Source organism: Cognatilysobacter bugurensis, from assembly GCF_014652095.1.
Lineage (GTDB): Bacteria > Pseudomonadota > Gammaproteobacteria > Xanthomonadales > Xanthomonadaceae > Cognatilysobacter > Cognatilysobacter bugurensis.
This window is the reverse complement of sequence record NZ_BMYD01000001.1, coordinates 458,512-479,320: the sequence shown is the minus strand read 5'-3', so window position 1 is coordinate 479,320 and position 20,809 is coordinate 458,512. Positions and strand designations below refer to the sequence as shown.

16 protein-coding genes, 1 tRNA gene and 1 pseudogene are annotated in these 20,809 nt (G+C 66.3%); 10 read left to right on the top strand and 8 right to left on the bottom strand.

Annotation, left to right across the window (positions count from 1 at the left end):
- The first annotated feature begins 5 nt into the window (after positions 1-5).
- The 4 genes from IE075_RS02340 (at position 6) to IE075_RS15535 (ending at position 2,591) form a co-directional block, all read left to right on the top strand.
- Entirely contained in the window at positions 6-617 is a 612-nt protein-coding gene (locus tag IE075_RS02340) for a cysteine dioxygenase family protein (protein ID WP_189452902.1), read from the top strand.
- A 64-nt stretch (positions 618-681) separates the two neighbouring features.
- A tRNA-Leu gene (locus IE075_RS02335) sits at positions 682-768 on the top strand.
- Between the two features lie 171 nt (positions 769-939).
- On the top strand, positions 940-1,554 hold the full coding sequence (locus tag IE075_RS15540; protein ID WP_229792269.1) for a tyrosine-type recombinase/integrase: 615 nt from the start codon (positions 940-942) through the stop codon (positions 1,552-1,554).
- A gap of 14 nt (positions 1,555-1,568) precedes the next feature.
- Positions 1,569-2,591 (top strand): site-specific integrase, encoded by a 1,023-nt coding sequence (locus tag IE075_RS15535; protein WP_229792268.1) that lies wholly within the window; start codon positions 1,569-1,571, stop codon positions 2,589-2,591.
- Positions 2,592-2,671: 80 nt separating this feature from the next.
- On the opposite strand, the pseudogene IE075_RS15810 reads toward IE075_RS15535, so the two are convergent.
- Positions 2,672-3,032: pseudogene (locus IE075_RS15810) on the bottom strand (tyrosine-type recombinase/integrase); the annotation flags it as partial.
- A gap of 328 nt (positions 3,033-3,360) precedes the next feature.
- Here IE075_RS15810 and IE075_RS02320 point away from each other — a divergent pair.
- Both IE075_RS02320 and IE075_RS02315 read left to right on the top strand, forming a co-directional pair.
- A complete protein-coding gene (locus tag IE075_RS02320) occupies positions 3,361-5,526 on the top strand; it encodes an FG-GAP repeat domain-containing protein (RefSeq protein WP_189452900.1) in 2,166 nt (721 codons plus the stop codon).
- Positions 5,527-5,714: 188 nt separating this feature from the next.
- Positions 5,715-6,284, top strand: a complete 570-nt coding sequence (locus tag IE075_RS02315) for a DUF922 domain-containing protein (protein WP_189452898.1) — start codon at positions 5,715-5,717, stop codon at positions 6,282-6,284.
- Positions 6,285-6,999: 715 nt separating this feature from the next.
- Here IE075_RS02315 and IE075_RS02310 read toward each other — a convergent pair.
- The 6 genes from IE075_RS02310 to IE075_RS02285 form a co-directional block, all read right to left on the bottom strand.
- Positions 7,000-10,725: a PAS domain S-box protein gene (locus IE075_RS02310; protein WP_229792267.1), complete on the bottom strand. Its 3,726-nt coding sequence runs from the start codon at positions 10,723-10,725 to the stop codon at positions 7,000-7,002.
- Positions 10,726-10,912: 187 nt separating this feature from the next.
- Positions 10,913-11,341: a hypothetical protein gene (locus IE075_RS02305; RefSeq protein WP_189452894.1), complete on the bottom strand. Its 429-nt coding sequence runs from the start codon at positions 11,339-11,341 to the stop codon at positions 10,913-10,915.
- Positions 11,342-11,355: 14 nt separating this feature from the next.
- On the bottom strand, positions 11,356-11,556 hold the full coding sequence (locus IE075_RS02300) for a PspC domain-containing protein (protein ID WP_189452893.1): 201 nt from the start codon (positions 11,554-11,556) through the stop codon (positions 11,356-11,358).
- 88 nt (positions 11,557-11,644) lie between these two features.
- A complete protein-coding gene (locus IE075_RS02295; RefSeq protein WP_189454736.1) occupies positions 11,645-12,718 on the bottom strand; it encodes a class III poly(R)-hydroxyalkanoic acid synthase subunit PhaC in 1,074 nt (357 codons plus the stop codon).
- Between the two features lie 14 nt (positions 12,719-12,732).
- Positions 12,733-13,911 carry a class III poly(R)-hydroxyalkanoic acid synthase subunit PhaE gene (gene phaE, locus IE075_RS02290; RefSeq protein ID WP_189452892.1) on the bottom strand — a complete coding sequence of 393 codons (1,179 nt, stop codon included), beginning with the start codon at positions 13,909-13,911 and terminating at the stop codon, positions 12,733-12,735.
- A gap of 72 nt (positions 13,912-13,983) precedes the next feature.
- Entirely contained in the window at positions 13,984-14,598 is a 615-nt protein-coding gene (locus IE075_RS02285; RefSeq protein WP_189452890.1) for a CDP-alcohol phosphatidyltransferase family protein, read from the bottom strand.
- 156 nt (positions 14,599-14,754) lie between these two features.
- Between IE075_RS02285 and IE075_RS02280 the strand changes: the two genes are divergently transcribed.
- From IE075_RS02280 to IE075_RS02265, 4 genes are all read left to right on the top strand, one after another.
- Positions 14,755-15,495, top strand: coding sequence for an endonuclease/exonuclease/phosphatase family protein (locus IE075_RS02280; RefSeq protein ID WP_189452888.1), 741 nt, complete (start codon positions 14,755-14,757; stop codon positions 15,493-15,495).
- Entirely contained in the window at positions 15,492-16,703 is a 1,212-nt protein-coding gene (gene clsB / locus IE075_RS02275) for a cardiolipin synthase ClsB (RefSeq protein ID WP_189452885.1), read from the top strand. The genes IE075_RS02280 and clsB overlap by 4 nt, the downstream gene beginning before the upstream one ends.
- A complete protein-coding gene (locus IE075_RS02270) occupies positions 16,700-17,665 on the top strand; it encodes a lysylphosphatidylglycerol synthase domain-containing protein (protein WP_189452884.1) in 966 nt (321 codons plus the stop codon). The genes clsB and IE075_RS02270 overlap by 4 nt, the downstream gene beginning before the upstream one ends.
- Before the next feature lie 84 nt (positions 17,666-17,749).
- A complete protein-coding gene (locus IE075_RS02265) occupies positions 17,750-18,445 on the top strand; it encodes a glutathione S-transferase N-terminal domain-containing protein (RefSeq protein ID WP_189452882.1) in 696 nt (231 codons plus the stop codon).
- A 111-nt stretch (positions 18,446-18,556) separates the two neighbouring features.
- Here the strand turns inward: IE075_RS02265 and pnp are convergent, their stop codons facing one another.
- Positions 18,557-20,665, bottom strand: coding sequence for a polyribonucleotide nucleotidyltransferase (pnp, locus tag IE075_RS02260; protein ID WP_189452880.1), 2,109 nt, complete (start codon positions 20,663-20,665; stop codon positions 18,557-18,559).
- Positions 20,666-20,809: the final 144 nt, after the last annotated feature.

Here is a 20,809-nt window from a genome sequence, read left to right as displayed (position 1 = left end):
GCTATATGGATATAACCGATTCGGCATATGCCCCGCCCTGCCCCGAGGTCGACTTTCCAGGCCGGGAGAAGTTCATCCGCGCACTCGACGAAGCCGTCGGTCGCGGGGACGAGCACGCCGTCACCGCGGCCCTTCGCGACACGCTGTGCCGCGCGATCCGCGACCCCGACGTGCAGCTGCCCGAATGCGTCTACGCGCCCATCGAAGAGCGCTACGCGCGTCGGGAGATCTATCGCAGCGTCGAGCTCGGCTACAGCGTCGTCGCGATGACCTGGGCGCCCGGTCAGGGCACTCCGGTGCACGATCACTGCGGCCTGTGGTGTGTCGAGGGCGTATGGGACGGCGAGCTCGAGATCCGGCAGTACGAACTGTGCGAGCGCGACGGTGATCGATTCCGCTTCCGCTCCGCAGGCGGCATGCAGGCCTGCCTCGGCAGCGCGGGCAGCCTGATCCCGCCGCACGAGTACCACACGATTCGCAACACGAGCCCCAACGACGTCGCGGTGTCGTTGCACATTTACCAGGCAGCGATGCACGCCTGCGCGATGTTCGTGCCGCAGTCCGGCGAGTGGTTCACTCGCGTCGACCGGGCCCTGGGCGTCGACGCGGTCCGCTGACGCTGTAGCTCGCACGGCCGGCTGCGCCGCTCCGGTCCGCGCACGGGTATACTGCGCGCCCGCTGCCGGAGTGGCGGAATCGGTAGACGCAGCGGACTCAAAATCCGCCGCCCTTAAAAGCGTGTGGGTTCGAGTCCCACCTCCGGCACCACGGCTGCTTCTCACGGCATCCCGTAGAGCGCGAACACCCCCAAAACCCGCGTAGATTCGCGGGTTTTTTGTTGCCTAACGTCCGCCAAAGTCTCATTGCATCCCGGCAAATGTGGGGCCACGATCGGGGCCATCGGGGCAAAGTGGCCCCGCAGCTCGGAGATATGGCCCCATGCCACTGACCGACACGGCCGCCCGCAACGCGAAGCCGCGCGCCAAGCCATACAAGCTCACGGACGGCGCGGGCCTCTACTTGGAAGTCATGCCGACCGGCGCGCGCTACTGGCGCATGCGATACCGCCACGGGGGGCGAGACTCGCGCGTGGCCTTCGGCGTGTATCCCGAAGTGACGCTGGCAGAGGCCCGCAAGCGGCGCGAGGAGGCGCGCGCGGCGCTACGGGAGGGCCAGGACCCCGCAGCGGTGAAGCGTGCCCGTAAGACGGCTGCTCGCGTCTCAGGGGCGGACAGCTTCAAAGCCATTGCAGACGAGTGGCTCGCCAAGCAGGCCGCCAGCCTTGCGCCCGTCACCTATGCGAAAGCCCAATGGATGCTTGGCCTTGTGCCGGGCCTGCATGCCCTGCCTATCGCCCAGATCGGGCCACCTGACGTGCTCATGGCTCTGCGCCCGCTGGAGGCCGCCGGCACGCTGGAAACCGCCCACAGGGTTAAGCAGCGCATCGGCAAGTGTTCCGCTATGCGGTCGCCACCGGACGTGCCCAGATCGACCCGACGGCCTCCCTGCGCGGTGCGCTGGCCCCCATCGTCTCTCGCTCGCATGCGGCCGTGACTGAGCCGACCGCCGTGGCCAACCTGCTGCGGGCGCTCCACGCCTACCAAGGCCAGCCGACCACGGCTGCCGCGCTCAAACTCGCGCCGTTGCTGTTCGTCCGCCCCGGCAACCTGAGGGCGATGGAATGGACCGAGCTGGACTTGGACGCGGCCGAGTGGCGCATCCCGGCCGGCAAAATGAAGATGCGCGAGGCGCACGTGGTCCCGCTCGCTGACCAAGCCGTGGCCATCCTGCGCGAGCTGCAACCGCTGACCGGACGCGGGCGCTATTGCTTTCCGTCGCTGCGGACGCCCGACCGTCCCATGAGCGAGAACACGGTTAACGCGGCGCTGCGCCGGCTGGGCTTCGACGGCGAGACCATGACCGGGCACGGCTTCCGCGCGATGGCCTCGACCCGCCTCAATGAGATGGGCTGGCAGCCTGACGTAATCGAGCGACAGCTAGCGCACGCGGAGCGCAATAAGGTGCGGGCTGCCTACAACCGGGCGTCCTACAAGTCAACGTGCCGGCGCATCGACTACTACGCAAGCCCAGCGGCGCAGGCCGCCATTGAGGCCAGGAGGGCGCGAGAGCATCCGGGCGGCGTCAACGCGACCAATAGCGCCGTGCTCGACGCCATCGTCTGCGAGTGGGCGCGACTCGCCGGAATAAACAATCAAAAAGAATCAGAGCCCATGACTCCGAGTGCCGGTGCCGGAGTTTTCCGACACATACGCGCACGCGCGAATGACTCTGGCGGCGGTCCGGAGTTACCTCACCCATCGCAGGCGCGCGCACCCGCGAACGACTTCGACGCTCATGCAGCAGTCGGAAGCAGACTGCTGCCGCCAGCAGCGTCAACCGCGCCCGTCCCTGCGCGCATGCCCTGTGGCGCTCGACGCCATCGGGACGGGCAGCCATGCCAGGCCCTGAGTGAGCCCGGTAAGCGTCGGTGTAAATGGCACGGTAGGCGAAGCACCGGGCCGCGGACGCCAGAAGGAAAAGCCAGAGCCCTCGCCAACCTGACTCGAGCTCGCGCCCCTGAGCCAGATTGATCCGCGTTGTTCTCAATGGTTTTGGCGCGTTGCGTCGTTGCAGTCTCTAGTAGCCGCAACGGTGCAACGGCCGCTCGCACTCAGGGGTCGGCATCCAGCGGACTGAGCACACCACTGGCGCCCCGGCTCAGCACATGGGCGTAGATCTGCGTCGTGGACACGTCCTTGTGACCCAGCAGCTCTTGAACGGCACAAATGTCGTGCCGGCTCTCCAGTAGGTGCGTAGCAAAGGAATGCCGCAGCGTGTGGCAGCTGGCCGCCTATGATCCCGGCCTTGAGGCGAGCCACCTTCACGGCGCGCTGGATGACCGCCTCGTCCACGTGATGCCGGCGCAGGTCGCCGGTCCCGGGATCAGGTGCCAAGCGGCCGGATGGGAACAGGTACTGCCAACCGGGCTCCTTTAGTGCCATCGGATAATTGCGTCCCACGGCATGCGGCAGCTAACCCCGAGTTCGACAGCGTTGGTCCGATATCGGCGGTCCACGTGCATAGCTTCTGATAAGGCGTCGGGCCGCTGTACCCGGCCGGCCATCTTCCGCAAGATCATGGGCCGGCTTCAACGCGATTCTTTTGCGACGCACCGCATGGAATCCGTTGGCACTGCCAGCGTTTTGTGCCTATTGCACTGTCTTGCACCTGCGCCGCCTAGCGCCTGTTCCCGTCCAATGATCCGGTGTCGCAATCGGTTCCAAGAGGTGAATCGAAGCTTCCGGGCGTCGAGACAGCCTGCTGCGTCGTTATACTGTCGCCTACTCTGGGGGGGGGAATATGTACAAGAAATGGATGGGCGCGTTCTGCGCCGCTTTCGCCGCGATCGCTCTTGTGGTCGCTGCTCCGAGCACTATTGAGCCTAGCCCAGTCGCGAAGGATGTTTTGCCCGTGTCGGAAGCTTCGGCACGGCTTTCCAGTGTGGTGGCGGGTGAGCAACCACAGGCGGAGGCGTCATCCGACACGGCGACGACCTTTTCTTTCCGCAGCCCTGTCTTTCATCTCACTCCTGGCCGATATGAGGACGGAGCGATAGGCGACGTAACGGGCGATGGTCGCGATGACGTGGTTGTCGTCACTTCCGGTGATGATGGGGACGCCCGCAACTTCGTTGTTGTGAGGTCGCAAACGGAGGCCGGGGAACTGGATAGCCGTATGTACGGCTATGTCTATCCGGGGACCATGGAGCAGGCGGGCCGCACGTTGAACTTGGCGGATATGAACAACGACGGTCTACTGGATATCGTTGTTGTGCATAACAACGGCGTGACTATTCTGGAGTCGCAGGGCGATCGGCAGCGTTTCGCGCGAACGTTTGAAACGAGCACCGGCATTACTGCGAAGGAGTCACAGATCCTCGATGTGGATCGCGATGGCTTTGGCGATGTGGCGGTAATGACTGAAACGGAGGGCGCAGCGATGCTCTACATGGGGGATGGCAACGGCGGGATCAAGGCCGCGCGACCACTACCAATTCCTAACGGAGCCGATCTGGAAGTGGCGGATGTGACCAGCGACGGCTTGCCGGATCTCCTTCTGAGCAATCCCGGTGGATACAGCAATCTGGAAGTGTATGTCCACAATGGCAAAGACGCTTTCGACCCGCCGATTGTCTATCCGACGCCCGATTCGCAATACCGACGGAATCTGGTCGTTGCAGATTTCGATGATGATGGGCGTAATGACGTCGCCATAGCACGCTATCGAAATCTTCGGGACGGCACCGGCTATTCTTACCCTGACGCGGATCTGGGCCTGTTTTTCCAAGACTCGGCGCGAGGCTTGACGTACAAGGCTGCATTGAAATTTATCGGTGCGCCGCTGGTTCCGACCGCAAGCGATCTCGATCGTGATGGTCGTAAGGATCTTTTTGCAAGGGACGTGAGTTCGAACTCGCTACGCTATTACTTGCGGACAGCAGACGGCTTCGAGGCGCCGAGGTCGATCACGACCTCTGGCGGCATCATTGGCACCGGCGACCTCAACGGGGATGCGTGCACGGATCTGGTTCTGAAGAATAATGCGACCACGGCTGAGAGGATTGAGATCCATTACGGCCAAGGCTGCATTGTTCCGGGATCGCCAACGGTAATCGACGATCTCAACAGCGATCGCAAGAGCGATCTGCTCTGGCGTGATGATGTACAACATCACCTCGCAACCTGGGCCATGGACGGTGCAAGTGTGATCGGCGGCGCGGCCTATGGGGTCGGGCCGTCGTGGAGCGTGGTCGCCCGTGGCGATTTCGACGGAAACGGACGTCTGGACCTGGTGTGGTCGGACGGTTACACCATGCAGATGTGGAAGGGGATGGAAAGCGGCTATGTCGGTGTAGGCATGCAGTCGTTTCCCACCGGTTACCGGGTGGTGTCGGTGGGCGACGTTGACGGAGACGGCCGCGCGGACCTTGGCTGGCGTGACGCCGGTAACAGCACGTACGCGCTGTGGCTGATGGACGGCGAGCGCGTGCGTTCGGGGCGTGCCTATGGTGTTTCCCAAAGCTGGCGCATTGCTGGTACCGGCGATCTGAACGGGGACCGTCGCCTGGACCTGGTTTGGACGGATGGGCAGTCGATGCATCTGTGGTCGGGAGCTGTGAACCTGCTGTTCAATACTGCGGCGATGGGAAGCTACCCGACCGGCTGGGAACTCATCGGCACGGGCGACGTGACCGGCGACGGGCGCGATGACCTGTTCTGGCGCCACGCCGGCTTGGGTTACTTTGTCACCTGGAAAATGGCCGGTACTCGTCGCGTTAGCGGTGCCCAATACAGCGTAGACGGGTCTTGGCGTGTGCTGCACGCGGGTGACCACACGGGCGATGGCCTCACCGACCTGGTGTGGACAAATGGTAATGCAATGCAGCTGTGGGCCGCGACCGACAACGGATTCGCAGGGTACGGCATGCGCGACTATCCAGTGGGTTGGTCACTGGTTACCCATTAGCTGTATAGCTATCGACTTGCCGGCATCACAGGCATTCCGGGAAGTCGCGGTGACCCTTTTATCGGGCGCTGCAAGAGTGGCAGTCTCTTGCTTTGGTTTCGGTGGTAAGCCGGGAGTTGCCTAACAATTCGTCCCAGCCGACGCCGCTTCGCGGCGCGGCTTAACTCAGGTGTTAGCTCAAGAACGATATGAAGTCTCTGCCCAACGCGCTAATAGTGGCCGCATCCCTCGCAGGCAGCCCCGCTTTCGCGAGCGCCGCTGACTATCCGGTTGCTTACTACGAGGTCTTGGGAAGCACGGTCGCGCAGCTCAGAGCCGAGCTTGCGGCAAAGGGGCCGGCCGACATGGCGGGGCGAAGGTCTCATGGCGTAACTGAGTGGACGCTCGCATGGTCTTATGGCTTCGAATCACCCGCGGAGGGCGAGTGTATGCTGACCCATTTCGCGGCTGACCTCGACGTAAAAGTGACACTTCCGAGGTGGCACTCGCCTAAACGCGGCTCAAAACGGCTCCTGCAGGAATGGGAGCGCTACGCCGCCGCTCTGCGGCTGCACGAGGACGGACATGTCGCCATCGCTCGTGCGGCGTACGACGAAGTTGAAAGGTTGAGGGACGTTTCGTGGTCCGTCATGACCTGCCCAGATTTACAGAAGAACATAGACGCGGCAGCCAACGAGATCGTGAAACGGTACGGTCAGCAGAGTAAGAAATACGATCGAGATACAGGCCATGGGAAAACTCAGGGCGCAGTACTCTAGAGCTAGCAATTCGTTCAAGCCGACGCCGCTTCGCGGCGCGGCTTAACTCAGGTGTGAGCAGTACTGAAAGCTCGAGACGTGATGCCGGAGTTTTTGGACGCATCGCGCGCGTATGACTTCGGAGCGTACGAGGACAGTGCTGCAACGCGCGGTCCATTGATAACAAGGCGGAACGGCGGGGACGGACGCCGCCGGCATTCCCGTCGGGCTGTCGGCGTCCTCAGGGCCACTGCGGGCATGGATACGCGCCCCGGGCCATCGCTCCTGTGCCTGCCGCTTCGTCATTTAGTCTTTCCCTAGCGCTCGGCGCGTGGCCGCTCTGCTTTTCGATCCATTGCTCAATGAAGCGCTTCCCTTGCCCGCACGAATCGGCGCACCCCGTGTGTGTCCACCTGCGCCAGTGGATGGTCATTTGGTAGCGCCGGCCGGCTGGCCGGACATACGCGACCGTTCGCATGTTCCACCGCAGAAAGGAGCCATCGGGGCAGTCGATCCATCGGCAAGGAGGCGGGAGCATTGCGGCATCGTTCAGCAGCATCGACTCAGGAGCTGCGACTGCCCAGCTGGCCCACTGCGGGGCCACATACGGGGCCATATAATCCCCATGCCCTTCTCAATCCTGTTCTAAATCAGAACCTTATCTATTTCTTTAGGTGCCCACCTCCGGCACCAAGCGTTGCCACACCGACGAAACCCGCGCAATGCGCGGGTTTTTTCATGCGCGCGTGGTGGAGCCCGACGGCTGATCCACGCACGCGCCGTCGCCAGCGCCGCTACCAGCGCCGCTACCCCGCTGCCTCTGGCACATCGCTTGGCGCACGGCGTCTGCACTGACCGGCTTGGTGAGATGCAGGTCGAAGCCCGCGTCAACCGACAAGCGTTTGTCGCCGTCGCCGCCCCACCCGCTGGCGGCCACGAGCAGCGTACGCTCGAAACGGGGGTCCGCGCGCAGCCGGCGCGCAACCTCATGGCCGCTCATCCCGGGCATGCCGATGTCGAGGAACACGACGTCGGGGAGGAACGCGTCGGCGACAGCCAGGGCATCCGCACCGCTGTGCGCATGGCGGGCTTCGTGGCCGTCCAGGCTCAGCAGCATCCCGAGCGTTTCGGCCGCATCGACGTTGTCGTCCACCACGAGGACGCGGCACGGTGCGGCGCCGTTCGCCGGCTCCGTCGACGACGGCCCGATCGACGGCGCGTCTGCGGCCACTGGCAGCGAAACCGTGAACGTGCTGCCGCGTCCGAGTCCCTCGCTGGCGGCACGGATCGCGCCGCCGTGCATCTCGGCAAGCCGCCGAGCGAGTGCGAGGCCGATGCCGAGTCCGCCTTGTGCCCGATCGAGCGTCCGGTTGACCTGCGCAAACATCCCGAACACGTCCGCGAGCGCGTCAGGCGGAATGCCGAGGCCGGTGTCGCGCACGCTGACTTCCGCATCGCCGTCGACGTTGGATGCGGCGAGGTGGATGTCGCCGCCGTCGGGCGTGTACTTCGCGGCGTTCGTCAGCAGATTACCGAGCACCTGCGCGATGCGCGTGGGATCGGCGTCGACCCACAGCGGCTCCGCCGGCAGGCTGACGTGCAGCCGGTGCTGCGCTGCCTCCACCATCGGGCGAGCGGACTCGATGGCCGCCCGGACGGCGTCCTGCAGCGCGATGCGTTCGCGCCGCAGGACCACCTTGCCGCTGGTGATGCGCGAGACGTCGAGCAGGTCGTCGATCAGCCGCACCATGTGTGCGAGCTGGCGCTCCATCATCTCGCGAGTGCGGCGCGCGGTGTCGGCGTCGTTGGTGAGGTTGAGGACCTGCAGGCCCGTGCGCACCGGCGACAGCGGATTGCGCAGCTCGTGCGCGAGCGTGGCGAGGAACTCGTCCTTGCGACGATCCGCCTCGTGCAGCGCGTGCTCGGCCTCCTTGCGTTCGGTGATGTCCATCGACGCGCCGATGTAGCCGAGAAAGCCCCCGTCCGCCGCGCTGCGCGGTCGCCCGGACACCAGCAGCCAACGGTACTGCCCGTCCCAGCGTCGCGCGCGGAGCTCGCAGTTGAAGGCGTCGCGGTGCACGCCGCCGCCGGCATGCATCCGGTGCAACTTCGGTCGGTCATCGGGGTGCACCGACTCCAGCCAGCCCACGCCGAGCTCCGCATTCGAGAGCCGCCCGGTGAATTCCGACCAGCGGCGGCTCACGTACGAGCATGCGCCGTCGGCTTCACAGACCCAGACCATCATCGGCGCGGTGTCAGCCATCTGCCGGAAGCGGGCCTCGGACTCGCGAAGCGCGGCGACGGCCTTCGCGCGCTCGATGGCAGGCCACAGGCGTGCGACCACTTCGCGCAGCAGCTGGAGCTCATCGGTGCGCCACGCACGCGGCACGCTCGAGGCCATCGTGAGCGTGCCGGCGAGGCGCCCCTCGGACACATACGACGCGGCCGCAAGCGCAGCCGTGCCGAACGGGAGGTAGTTATCTGCGTGCGCAGCGGTCAGCGGGTCGGTGCGTACGTCCGCCACGGCCACCGCGTCGCCCGACGCGAGCGTGCGCCCGAGGTCGGACGTGAAGAATTCACGCGCATCGTGCACGCCGCTCACGCGCGGCGCGCCGTCCGTCCATTCGGACAGCGTGCGGATGCGGCTACGCTCGAGGTCGATGTCCGACAACGTGCAGCGCATGAGCTGCAGATGCCCGCCCAGCAGTTCCAGCGTGGCCGCGGCGATCCGGTCCGCGGAGCCTGCCTGCGCAATCGCGCGATCGACGCTGCCGAGGAAGCGCGTGTTCGATTCCACGCGCTTTCGCACGGTGATGTCGGTGTGCGTCTGCAGCACCGACTCCGGCCTGCCGAGCGCATCGCGGTTGAGCACCCAGCGCGCGTGCACGTTGACGAGGCGGCCGTCGCGCGCAGTGTGCGACATCTCTCCGGTCCAGCGGTCGTGGGCGAGCAGAGTCGCCTCGATGCGCTCGATCGGCTCCGGGAAGTCGGTGCTCAGCAACGACCTCACCTCGCGGCCGATCGCTTCCTCCGCCGAGAAGCCGTACATCTCGACCGCACCGTTGTTCCAGTAGGAGATCCGCCCGCGCAGGTCGCGGACGATGATCGCGTCGGTCGCGAGGTCGAGCAGGCGCGCCTGGTCGGCGAGCTTCAACTCGTCCCGTTTGCGCTCGGTGATGTCGGTGATCGTGCCGAGCATGCTGCCCGCGTGCGCATCGGCATCGAACTGAGCACGCCCGCGCGCCTCGATCCACACCACGCGCCCTTCGGGGTGCACGAGCCGGAACACGGACTCGAACAGCGCACCGCTCTGCATCGCCTCCCAGAACGCGGCGCGTAGAGCCGGTTGGTCATCGGGGTGGACGCGCTGCATGACGCCCGAGCGCGTGGGTTCGACGTCATCGGGCGAGAGGCCCGTGATGGTGGCGCACTCCGGCGAGAACGTCATTGCGCTGGACGGGATGTCGAGCTTCCACAGGCCCGTGCGCGATGCCTCGAGTGCCAGTCGCAGCCGCGCCTCGCTCAACGAGAGCAGCTTCTGTGCGCGGCGCTCGTCCGCGACCACGGCGAGCGCCATCGTCACTGACGAAAGAACCGCCACGAACAGCTGCAGATCAATGAACCGCGTGCTGGGGCTCGACACCGAGAACGGGCCCAGCCCGACCGTCGTGCCGCACACCGCCAGCCCGACGACCACCAGCATCACGGCAGTCGCGCCTCGCATTCGCAAGGACAGCGCGGCCCAGATGAGCGGGACGAAGGCGAGGAAGGTGAGGCGACGGTGCGAGCCGTCGGTCAGGAACACGGCCCCGCCCACGGCGCCGGCAATCGCCAGGCAGACCGCGAGCTGCAGCCACCAGCGCCGCGACCGCGGCAGGCGCCCGTGGGTCCACGTGAGCACCAGCGATGCGATCACGAGCACCCCGGTGAAGTCGCCGAGGTACCAGGTGACCGCCATCATCGCGGTCGACGAGCCGTCCAGTCCCATCGCGTGCGCGATGGCGACTGCGCCGATTGCCGCGGCAATGCACGCGGTGGCCGCCGCTGCGATGACGAACGTCAGCACGTCGCGGGAGCGATCGAACGCGCGGCTGAATCCCCAGCGCCTCATCAACCAAGCGCCTGCCACAGCCGAGCCCGCATTGCCCGCGGCGATCAGCAGGATGACCCAGCCCGCCTGCGGCAACTGGTTGAACCATGCGGCCGCGAGGTAACCGGCGAGGATGGCCGGAACCTGCCGGACTCCCCCGAGGGCAACCGCCGCGAACGCGATGCCGGCGGCAGGCCACACCGGCGACGCCGCACCCTGCGCCACGGCCCAGCGCAGCCCCAGGTGCGCGAACAAGGCATACACCGTCGCGAACGCCAGGAACTGCAGAGCAGCGACCCGCAGCGGCACCGAGTGTCGATCGTTCTGCGCACCCAGATCGGGCTTGACGGGGTGGACCAGACTCGGCTGCACAGCGTGGGATGGCTCGGGCGCGGTGCGCAACGGTAGCATCGCCTGCGCTGGGGCCGCACGCGCCGGCGCCCGGCCGCCCTGTCAACCGTGTGCCGGACCTCGCGGCGACAGTGGTGAAGCCCCGCTCGGCGTTGTCGGCGGACGCCTCGCGGCTGCACGACGCCTGCCCCGACGCGTCCCCGAGGGCTTACACCTTCGGCCCGCTCCAAGGCCACCAGCCGCGCCCGGTGCGCGCGTACCGGTCTGCAGCGCGTTCGAAGCGGTTACGCACGCTGACGCCGCCGCAAATCAAGTACAGCGGCAGAAACAACGGACCGAGAACCATGTACTGAAACACGTGGGCACGCTCGTGTGCGGCGAGCGAGACCGCGGGTTCGACACACAACCCCGCGCGGTGCGCGTAGGTGTGGCAGCCCACGTCAAGATCCGCGCCGGTATGCACGATCACGTTGCCGAGCGTCATCGCACCGCCGGGACGACCCCAGGGGAAATGCTGAAAGACGAGCGCGAAATCATCCCGGCGCCAGCGCGGGCGCGCTCCGAAGAGCGTGCCCAGGCCCCCGAGCAGCAGGCCGATTGCGGTGTTCGGCGCGGTCCAGACCGCCCCGAGCGCCATCAGCGCGGCATGCCTCAGCGGGTTTCTTCCGGCATCAGAAGCCACAGCAGCAGGTACACGAGGATGCCGGGAAATGCGGCAGACGCGATCGAAACGATCACGAAGACCAAGCGCAGCAGGCCGGAGCTCCAGCCGTAGCGACGCGCGATGCCGCCGACCACGCCGGCAATCATGCGGTCGTGCCTCGATCGCACAAACGGTCTCGCATCGGACATGGTGTTTCTCCGGTCGCGGTGGCATCGAGTGTCGACGCCGGGCGGTGAGCGCGGCGTCGGCACCCCGGCCACCGAGTTCCGCGATCAGTTACGTCTTCGAACGCTTTGCGAGCCAGTCGTGAATCGAGCTGGGCACTTCCTTCTGCGCGCGACCCGACACATAGATGCCGATGTGCCCGCCGCGGAAGGACAGTTCGCTGTAGTCGTCCGTGCCGGCGAGCCCGCCCAGCGCCTGCGATGCCGCCGGCGGGACCAGGTGGTCCTGCTGCGCGAACACATTCAGCACCGGCATCGTAAGGTTCTGCAGGTCGACCTCGCGCGGTCCGATGCGCACGCCGCCGTTGACGAAACCGTTCGCCTGGTAGAACTGCTTGACGAACTGGCGGAACGCCTCGCCGGCCTGGTCGGGAGAATCGAAGATCCACTTCTCCATGCGCAGGAAATCCTCGAGCGCCTGGCGGTCGTCCAGGATGTCCACGAGCCCGACGTATTTCTGCACGAACAGACGCCAGGGCTTGAGCATCAGATAGCTCAGGTTCATCAGGTCAGCCGGCACGTTACCGAGCGTGTCGACGAACAGGTCGACGTCCACGCCGCGGGCCCAGTTCGCGAGCATGTTGTCCCCGGTGTGGAAATCGACCGGCGTGACCATCGTGACGAGGTTGCGGACCTTCTGCGGGTTCAGCGCCGCATAGCACAGCGAGAACGCGCCGCCCTGGCAGATGCCGAGCAGGTTGATCGAATCGAGCCCGTTTGCCCGGCGCAGGTAGTCCACTGCACCGCCGAGGAAACGCTCGATGTAATCCTCGAGCTCGAGGAAACGGTCGGAACGATCCGCGTAGCCCCAGTCGAGGATGTAGACGTCTTCCCCGCGCTCGAGCAGGCCGCGCACGATCGACTTGTCGGACTGCAGGTCGACCATGTACGGCCGGTTGACGAGTGCGTAGCAGATCAGCAGCGGCACGCGCGCCGTCGATTCCTTGTCGCCGCGAAAGCGATACAGCACCACCTTGCCGTCGCGCCAGACTTCCTCGCGCGCGCTCGCGCCGTAGTCGTAATCACCCACCGAGCGCAGCGTCTCGAACGCGGCGCCGAGCTTGGCCTGCATCTGCGCGGACTCGCGCGCAAGCGCCTCGGGGGTGAGATTGAGGGGGCCTTGCACCGGAGTCGTCTCCATCACCGCGCCTTCTTCGTGTTCGATGCGCCCTTCGTGGGCTTGCGCTTGTCATCCGCCTTCGCGCTCGCAGATGCTTTTCCGCCTGTAGACGATTTGCCCGCGGACGCGTCCGCCTTCGAGGCACTCTTCGCCACCGGCTTCGACTTCGATGGCGCGTCCGGTTGCGCCGCAGTGCTCTTCTCGGCGCCCGCCTTGGGCTGAGCAGCGCGCGGCTGATCGTCGACGCCGCCCGCGGACGCGTTCGCCCGCAGTCCTTCCACGGCGTCGCGCAGCCGACGCAGTTCGCGTTCGAGCTGCACGATTTTCCGGTGCGCGGCGTCCACCTCAGTCCGCGTCGGTGTCCCGAGCATTTCGCCCATAAGTTCGATTTCGCGCTGCACAGCGGCGCGCAGGCGCATCTGCGAGTCGACGAGGGCACCGTAAGCTTCGCGGAATCGAGGCGACAGGGCGATCTCGGCGTACGACTCTTCGGCCGCGTCCACCCACAGGTCGAACAGTGCGCGCGTCGATTCGAGTTGCTGGCCCGCCTGGCTGCGTTCTGCGAGCTTGCGCTCGAACGCGCTGAACGCCTGCTGCGCGGCCTCGTTCATGAGCTCCGCAAACGCGCGGCTGCTGTCCTGATGGTCGATCTGGGCAAGCGCGAGCTTCTGCCAACGCGCCTGATGCTCGCGCGCGAATCCGAACGTCGGCAGCCCCATCATTGAGCGCGCATCGGCCTGCGGCTGTGCGCCCTGCGTGACCTGGAGCATCTGCAGGAACGGCTGCACCTGGGCGAGCCACTGCTCCATCCCCTGTCCGCCGGGGCGGGACATCGATGCAAACACATCGGTGAAAGACTGCGCCGCGTGGCCGCCGAGCATCTGCTTCCACGCCGCTGCGATGTCCTTGGCGCTCGCATCGCGTCCGGCAAACTGGGCTGCAAGCCGCTGCATCTGCGCGAACCAACCGCCTGCCTGGTCGCGGAGCCCGCGCAGCAGCGCGTCGCCCGGCTGTTCGGGTGCGGGCGCCGGTGCACCGGCCATCTGGACCCACCACGCGGCCGGGTCCGACCACGCCGGCGCAGCGGGCGGTGGCGTCATGCCCGCGCCCCGCATGAGGTTGCCCCACGCGGTCCACGCCTGGCGCACCGAGTCGTTGAAGTCACCGCCGGGCGCGGCGCCCGTTCCGAATCCTTGCATTGCGCTCGGCACTCCTGTCCTGCCATGTGATCGGCCGGATGATAGCAACGGCGCCGGTGAGGTCTGTCGTCATCACGGCTTCGGGATGTGCAGCGTCTTGCTGATCATCAGCGAGCCCGACAACGCGAACATCAGCACCAGCGGATGGAATTGCCACGGGCCGAGGTGCCACACGCCGAACCACAGGTCTCGGCCGATCGCGCCCTGCGCCACCGCGACCGCAAGCACGATCACCAGCAGCAGGCTGGTCGGGATCGGCGTGCCCTCGAAGTACTTGACCTTGCCTTCGTCGCCCGCGAGTTGCTCGGCAGTGACGTTGTAGCGCGCAAGTCGGCTCACGCCGCAGCCGACGAAGTAGCTCAGCACGATCCAATCCCAGCCGCCCTGCAGTCCGCAGGCGTACGCCAGCGCGGCGGGCGCAACGCCGAAGCTGATGATGTCGGCGAGCGAATCGAGCTCTCGGCCCAGCGTAGAAGCGGACTTGCGCCATCGCGCAACGCGGCCGTCGAGCGCGTCGAAGATAAACGCGAGCGGGATCAGCGCCATGCCGATGAGCAGGTCGTCGACCCGTCCCTCCTGCAGAAACCGCATTGCCGCGAAGATCGCTCCGGTGCCGCAAAAAGCGTTCGCGAGCGTGAACCAGTCGGCGAGATGGAAATCGCGGAGCATCGAAAAATGGCGAGGCATGCGCGGCTCCGTTGAACGGTGAGATGCCACCAGCGTGCCAAGCGCGCGTGTGACGGGCAAGTCGGCATTCACCAATCCCTGCTCGAGCCCTGTCCTCACGCAGCGTGACCGCACGCGTGGCGAGAATCGGGCACGTCCGTTGCTGCCACGCCCGGGATGCCGACCCTCCACGTCCTGACCGTCAATGCCCACATGGGCTTCGACCTGCTCAACCGCCGCTTCGTGCTGCCAGAACTGCGTGATGCAATTCGCAGCGTCGGCGCCGACATCGTCTTCCTGCAGGAGGTGATGGGCGCGAACGCGCGCCATGCCAAGCGGCATCCCAACTGGCCGCAGGGCACGCAGTACCAGTTCCTTGCCGACCAGATCTGGCCCCACCACGCGTACGGCTGCAACGCGATCTATCCCGATGGCCACCACGGCAACGCGCTGCTGTCGACGTTCCCGATCCTGCGCTACGACAACCGCGACGTGTCCGTGCACGGGCACGAAGGCCGCGGGCTGCTCCACGCGGTGCTCGCACTGCCCGACGGACGCGAGCTGCATGCGGTGTGTGTGCACCTGGGCCTGCGTGAAGCGCACCGGCAGCGGCAGCTCGCGCTGCTGGGCGAGCTCGTCCGCGATGAAATCCCGGAAGACGCGCCGCTGATCGTCGCCGGCGACTTCAACGACTGGCGCCTGCGCGGGCATCCGCACCTGCGGCGTTTCGGCCTGGGCGAAGCGTTCGAGACCCACTGCGGCCGCCTTGCGAGGTCGTTTCCCGCGCGATACCCGACGCTGAGGCTCGACCGCATCTACCTGCGCAACGTCCGGGTCGAACACGCCGAGGCGCTCTCCTCGCGCCCGTGGTGCCACCTGTCGGACCACGCGCCACTCTCGGCCCGCGTGCACGCATGACGCGGCGGCGCGCGCACGTCGCGGCTTCCGCGCCGCACTGGCGGGCCGGCAACCGCGTGCGCCTGCTCGAAAACGGCGACGAGTTCTTCCCGCGCGCGTTCGCGGCGATCGCCGCCGCCGAGCACGAGGTCCTGCTCGAGACGTTCATCCTGTTCGAGGACAAGGTCGGCCTGGAGCTGCACCGCCATCTCGTCGACGCCGCGCGCCGAGGCGTCCGCGTCGAGCTCACTGTCGACGGCTGGGGCTCGCCGAGCTTCTCGCACCGCTTCGTGGCCGGCCTCGTCGACGCCGGCGTCCGCTTCCACGTGTTCGACCCGGGCCCGAAGCCATTCGGGCTACGGCTGCATGTGTTCCGACGCATGCATCGCAAGCTGCTGGTCGTCGATGGGCGTGTCGCGTTCGTCGGCGGCATCAATTTCTCCGCGGACCATCTGATGGACTACGGCTCGGAGGCCATGCAGGACTATTCGGTCGAGCTCACGGGCCCGATCGTCGATGACATCCGCGCGTTCACTGCGACGCAGGCGCGCGTGCCCGCGCCGTCGCTTCCAGGCGACGCGTCGGGCACGGCGCATGGCGACGCCCGAGTCAAGCTCACCGTGCGCGACAACGCGCACTGCCGCACGGATATCGAACGCGCCTACCGCACCGCGATCAGGGGCGCGAAGCGCGAGGTCGTCATCGCGAACGCGTACTTCTTCCCGAGTCACCGGCTGCTCAGCGAGCTGCGCCGCGCAGCGCGTCGGGGGGTGTCCGTGACGCTGATCGTCGCTGCTCGCTCGGACGAACCGATCGCGACGCTCGGCGCGCGAGCGCTGTACAAGCACTTGATGCAGGCCGGCGTGCGCGTCTACGAGTACATGCCGCGGCCGTTCCACGGAAAGGTCGCCGTCATCGACGACGAATGGGCCACGATCGGTTCGAGCAACCTCGACCCGCTGAGCCTGTCGCTGAACCTCGAAGCGAACGTCTTCATCCGGGACGCGGAATTCAACGCCGTGCTGCGTGCGCGCCTGCAAGAGCTCCGCGATGCCCATTGCTTCCGCATCGATCCGTCATCGCTGCGCGGCGGCATCTGGCAGGCCGTGACCGGGCCGATCGCCTACCACCTGATGCGACGCTTTCCTCGCTGGGCAGGCTTGCTGCCGGCACATGCGCCCACGCGCCTGCTGCTGCGGCCGCGCCGCGTGCAGGAAGCACCCGCATGACGCCGGAGGCGCGCGCGCGTTGGACCCGCGTAGGTCGCGGGGCGATGGTCGTGTTTCTGGTGCTCGTCGCAGCGCTGCTCGTGCGCTACGCGCGCGCGATCAATTGGGACCGCGTGCTCGCATCGCTCGCCGATTACCGAGCCAGCGAGCTCCTCACGGCCGCGGCGCTCGCCGCGACGAGCTATCTGTTCTATTGCAGCTACGACCTCGCGGCCCGCCGCTACACCCAGCACGGCCTGCGGACGCCGAGGGTCATGGCCGTGGCGTTCGTCAGCTACGTCATGAGCCTCAACCTCGGCGCGCTCATCGGCGGCGGCGGCTTCCGGCTGCGGCTTTACAGCCATGCGGGCCTTACACCGTCGCGCATCGTCCGCGTCGCCGCTTTCAGCATCTTCACGAACTGGCTGGGCTACGCAGTGCTCGCAGGCGTCATCCTGCTGACCGGGGTTCTGCAGATACCGCCGGACTGGCCCATTCCGCCGTGGTTGCTGCGCACTGTGGGCGGCGCGCTCGTGTCCTTTGCGTTCGCGTACTGGGTCGCGTGCGCGCTGTTCCACGGCAGGCACCTGCGCCTGCGCGGCCGCGTTTTCCACCTGCCGACGCTGCGCATGGCCCTGCTTCAGACAGCGCTTGCGTGCGGCAACTGGTCGGTGATCGCCGGCATCATCCACGTGTTGATGGACGGGCGCATCGCGTATGCCGAGGTGCTGGGCGTCCTTCTGTTGAGCGGCATCGCGGCGGCGCTGGTCCACGTGCCAGCGGGCATCGGCGTGCTCGAAGCCGTTTTCATTGCGATGCTCGATTCACAGATGCCGCGCTTCGAAATTCTTGCGGCACTGCTCGCGTATCGCGCCGTCTATTACCTAGCGCCGCTGCTGCTTGCCCTGCCGATGTACTTCTCGCTCGAGGCGCACCATCGGATTCGCGGCCCGCGCGTTGCAGCGCCCGATACGCCCGGCTGACGGCGGCACACCCTGTTCCATGCGCGGGAGCGCCACTGGCGTCCACGGCGCGCATGCTCGACGCACCGCCACAGGAGACACGCCATGCTCGATCTCTACTATTGGCCCACGCCGAACGGCCTGAAACTCAAGCTCTTCCTCGAAGAAACCGGCCTGCCGTACCGCACGATTCCGGTCGACATCGGCAAGGGCGAGCAGTTCGATCCCGCATTTCTCGCTATCGCGCCGAACAACCGCATCCCCGCCCTCGTCGACCACGCGCCTGCAGGCGGCGGCGACCCGTTAGCGATGTTCGAGTCTGGCGCGATGCTGCTGTACCTCGCCGAGAAAACAGGAAGGCTGCTGCCCTCCGACGCCCGGCGCCGGGCCGAGGCGCTGCAATGGCTGTTCTGGCAGATGGCGGGCCTTGGTCCCATGGCCGGCCAGAACGGGCATTTCAACATCTATGCGCCCGAGCCGGTGCCATACGCGATCGCGCGCTACGAGAAGGAGACGGGCCGGCTCTACGGTGTCCTCGACCGCCGGCTCGAGGGGCACGAATTTATCGCAGACGAATATTCGATCGCCGACATCGCCTGCTACCCCTGGATCGTCCCGTACGAGTCACACCGGCAGAACCTCGACGATTTCCCCCACCTCAAGCGCTGGTTCGAGGCGATACGCGACCGGCCTGCGACGCAGCGTGCGTACGAAGGGGTCGCGACGGGCAAGCGGCCTCCGCTCACTGACGAGGAACGTCGAATCCTGTTTGGGCAGGCGCCAGAGCCACGGCAGTCCTGACCGCGCAGGACGCCCGCGGCGGCGCACGCGCGTCGTACGCGACGGAGCCGACCTAAAGAAAAAGCGGGCCGAAGCCCGCTTTTTCACTACCGGTGAAAGCTGCCGCGCCGATTACTCGGCCGCTGCGCCCTCGCCTTCCTCGACAGCCTTCATCGACAGGCGGATACGGCCCTGCTTGTCGACCTCGAGCACCTTGACCTTGACCACATCGCCTTCCTTGAGCTTGTCGCTGACCTTCTCGACGCGCTCGCTGGAGATCTGCGACACGTGGACCAGGCCGTCCTTGCCGGGGGAGATCGTGACGAACGCACCGAAGTCCATGATCTTCGCGACCTTGCCTTCGTAGATCCGGCCCGGCTCGACGTCGGACGTGATCTGCTCGATGCGCGCCTTCGCGGCCTGGCCGGCAAGTGCGTTGACCGAGGCGATCGTGATCGTGCCGTCGTCCTGGATGTCGATCTGCGTGCCGGTTTCCTTCGTGATCGCCTGGATTACGGAACCGCCCTTGCCGATCACTTCGCGGATCTTGTCCGGGTGGATCTTGATCGTCAGCAGGCGCGGCGCGTACTCGCTGAGCTCGCTGCGCGGCGACGTGAGCGCGTTCGCCATCTCGCCGAGGATATGCAGACGACCGGCCTTGGCCTGGGCCAGTGCGGTCTTCATGATCTCTTCGGTGATGCCCTGGATCTTGATGTCCATCTGCAGCGCGGTCACGCCGTTCTCGGTGCCGGCAACCTTGAAGTCCATGTCGCCGAGGTGATCTTCGTCGCCGAGGATGTCACTCAGCACCGCGAAATCATCGCCTTCCTTGATCAGTCCCATCGCGATGCCGGCCACCGGCGCCTTGATCGGCACACCGGCGTCCATCAGCGCAAGCGAGCTGCCGCACACCGAGGCCATCGAGGACGAACCGTTCGACTCGGTGATCTCCGACACGATGCGGATCGTGTACGGAAACTCTTCCATCGTCGGCATCACGGCGAGCACGCCGCGCTTGGCCAGGCGGCCGTGGCCGATCTCGCGGCGCTTCGGCCCCATCATGCGGCCCGCTTCGCCGACCGAGTAGGGCGGGAAGTTGTAGTGGAACAGGAAGTGTTCTTTGTATTCGCCGCCCACGGCGTCGATGATCTGCCCGTCGCGCGCGGTGCCGAGCGTGGCGACCACAATCGCCTGCGTCTCGCCGCGCGTGAACAGCGACGAGCCGTGGGTGCGGGGCAGGATGCCGACCTTCGAGCTGATCGGCCGCACCGTGTCGAGGTCGCGACCGTCCATGCGGGTGCGGGTCTGCAGCACCGAACCGCGCATGGTCTGGTACTCGAGCTCGCCGAACTCCTTCGACAGCTCAGCATTCGTCCAGCCCTTCGCTTCGATCTGCGGCGCGAGCTGCTCGATGACATCCTTGCGCAGTGCCGAGATCGCGGTGCGGCGGTCGGCCTTGACACGGATTTGGTACGCATCGGCGAGGCGGCTGCCGATCGCGCCCTTCAGCGCGTCGATCATGCCGTCGCTCTTCGCGGCCGGCTGCCAGTCCCACTTCGGCTTGCCGGCTTCGGCGACGAGCTCGTTGATCGCGTTGATCGCGACCTGCATCTCGCGGTGGCCGAACATCACGGCGCCGAGCATGACCTCTTCCGACAGCACCTTCGCTTCGGACTCGACCATCAGCACCGCGTCCTGCGTACCGGCGACCACGAGCTCGAGATCCGAGTCGACGAGCTCGCTAACGGTCGGGTTGAGCAGGTACTGCCCGTTCTTGTAGCCGACCTTCGCAGCGCCGATCGGGCCCTGGAACGGGGCGCCGGTGAGCGCGAGCGCAGCCGAGGCACCGAGCAGCGCCGGGATGTCGCCGTCGATGTCGGGGTTCAGCGACATCACGGTGGCGATGATCTGGACTTCGTTACGGAACTCTTCCGGGAACAGCGGGCGGATCGGACGATCGATCAGGCGCGAGATCAACGTTTCCTTCTCGGTCTGGCGACCTTCGCGCTTGAAGAAGCCGCCCGGAATACGGCCACCGGCGTAGAACTTCTCCTGGTAGTCGACCGTCAGCGGGAAGAAGTCCTGGCCCTCACGTGCGGTCTTGGCAGCCACGGCGCTGACCAGCAGCACGGTGTCTTCCATCTTGACGATGACGGCGCCGCCGGCCTGGCGGGCGATTTCACCGGTTTCCAGGGTCACCTGGTGCTTGCCGAACGTAAAGGTCTTGGTGATTTTTGCCACGTTGTCTGTTCCCTTGTATCGATGCGTTCCGGCCTCGGCCCTTGCCGTGTCCGGTCGGTGGACGACACTCCACCGGGTGTCCTGCCGCGAGCTTTTCGGCCCGCCAAAAGCAAACCGCGGCGCATCACTGCGCCGCGGCGGGTA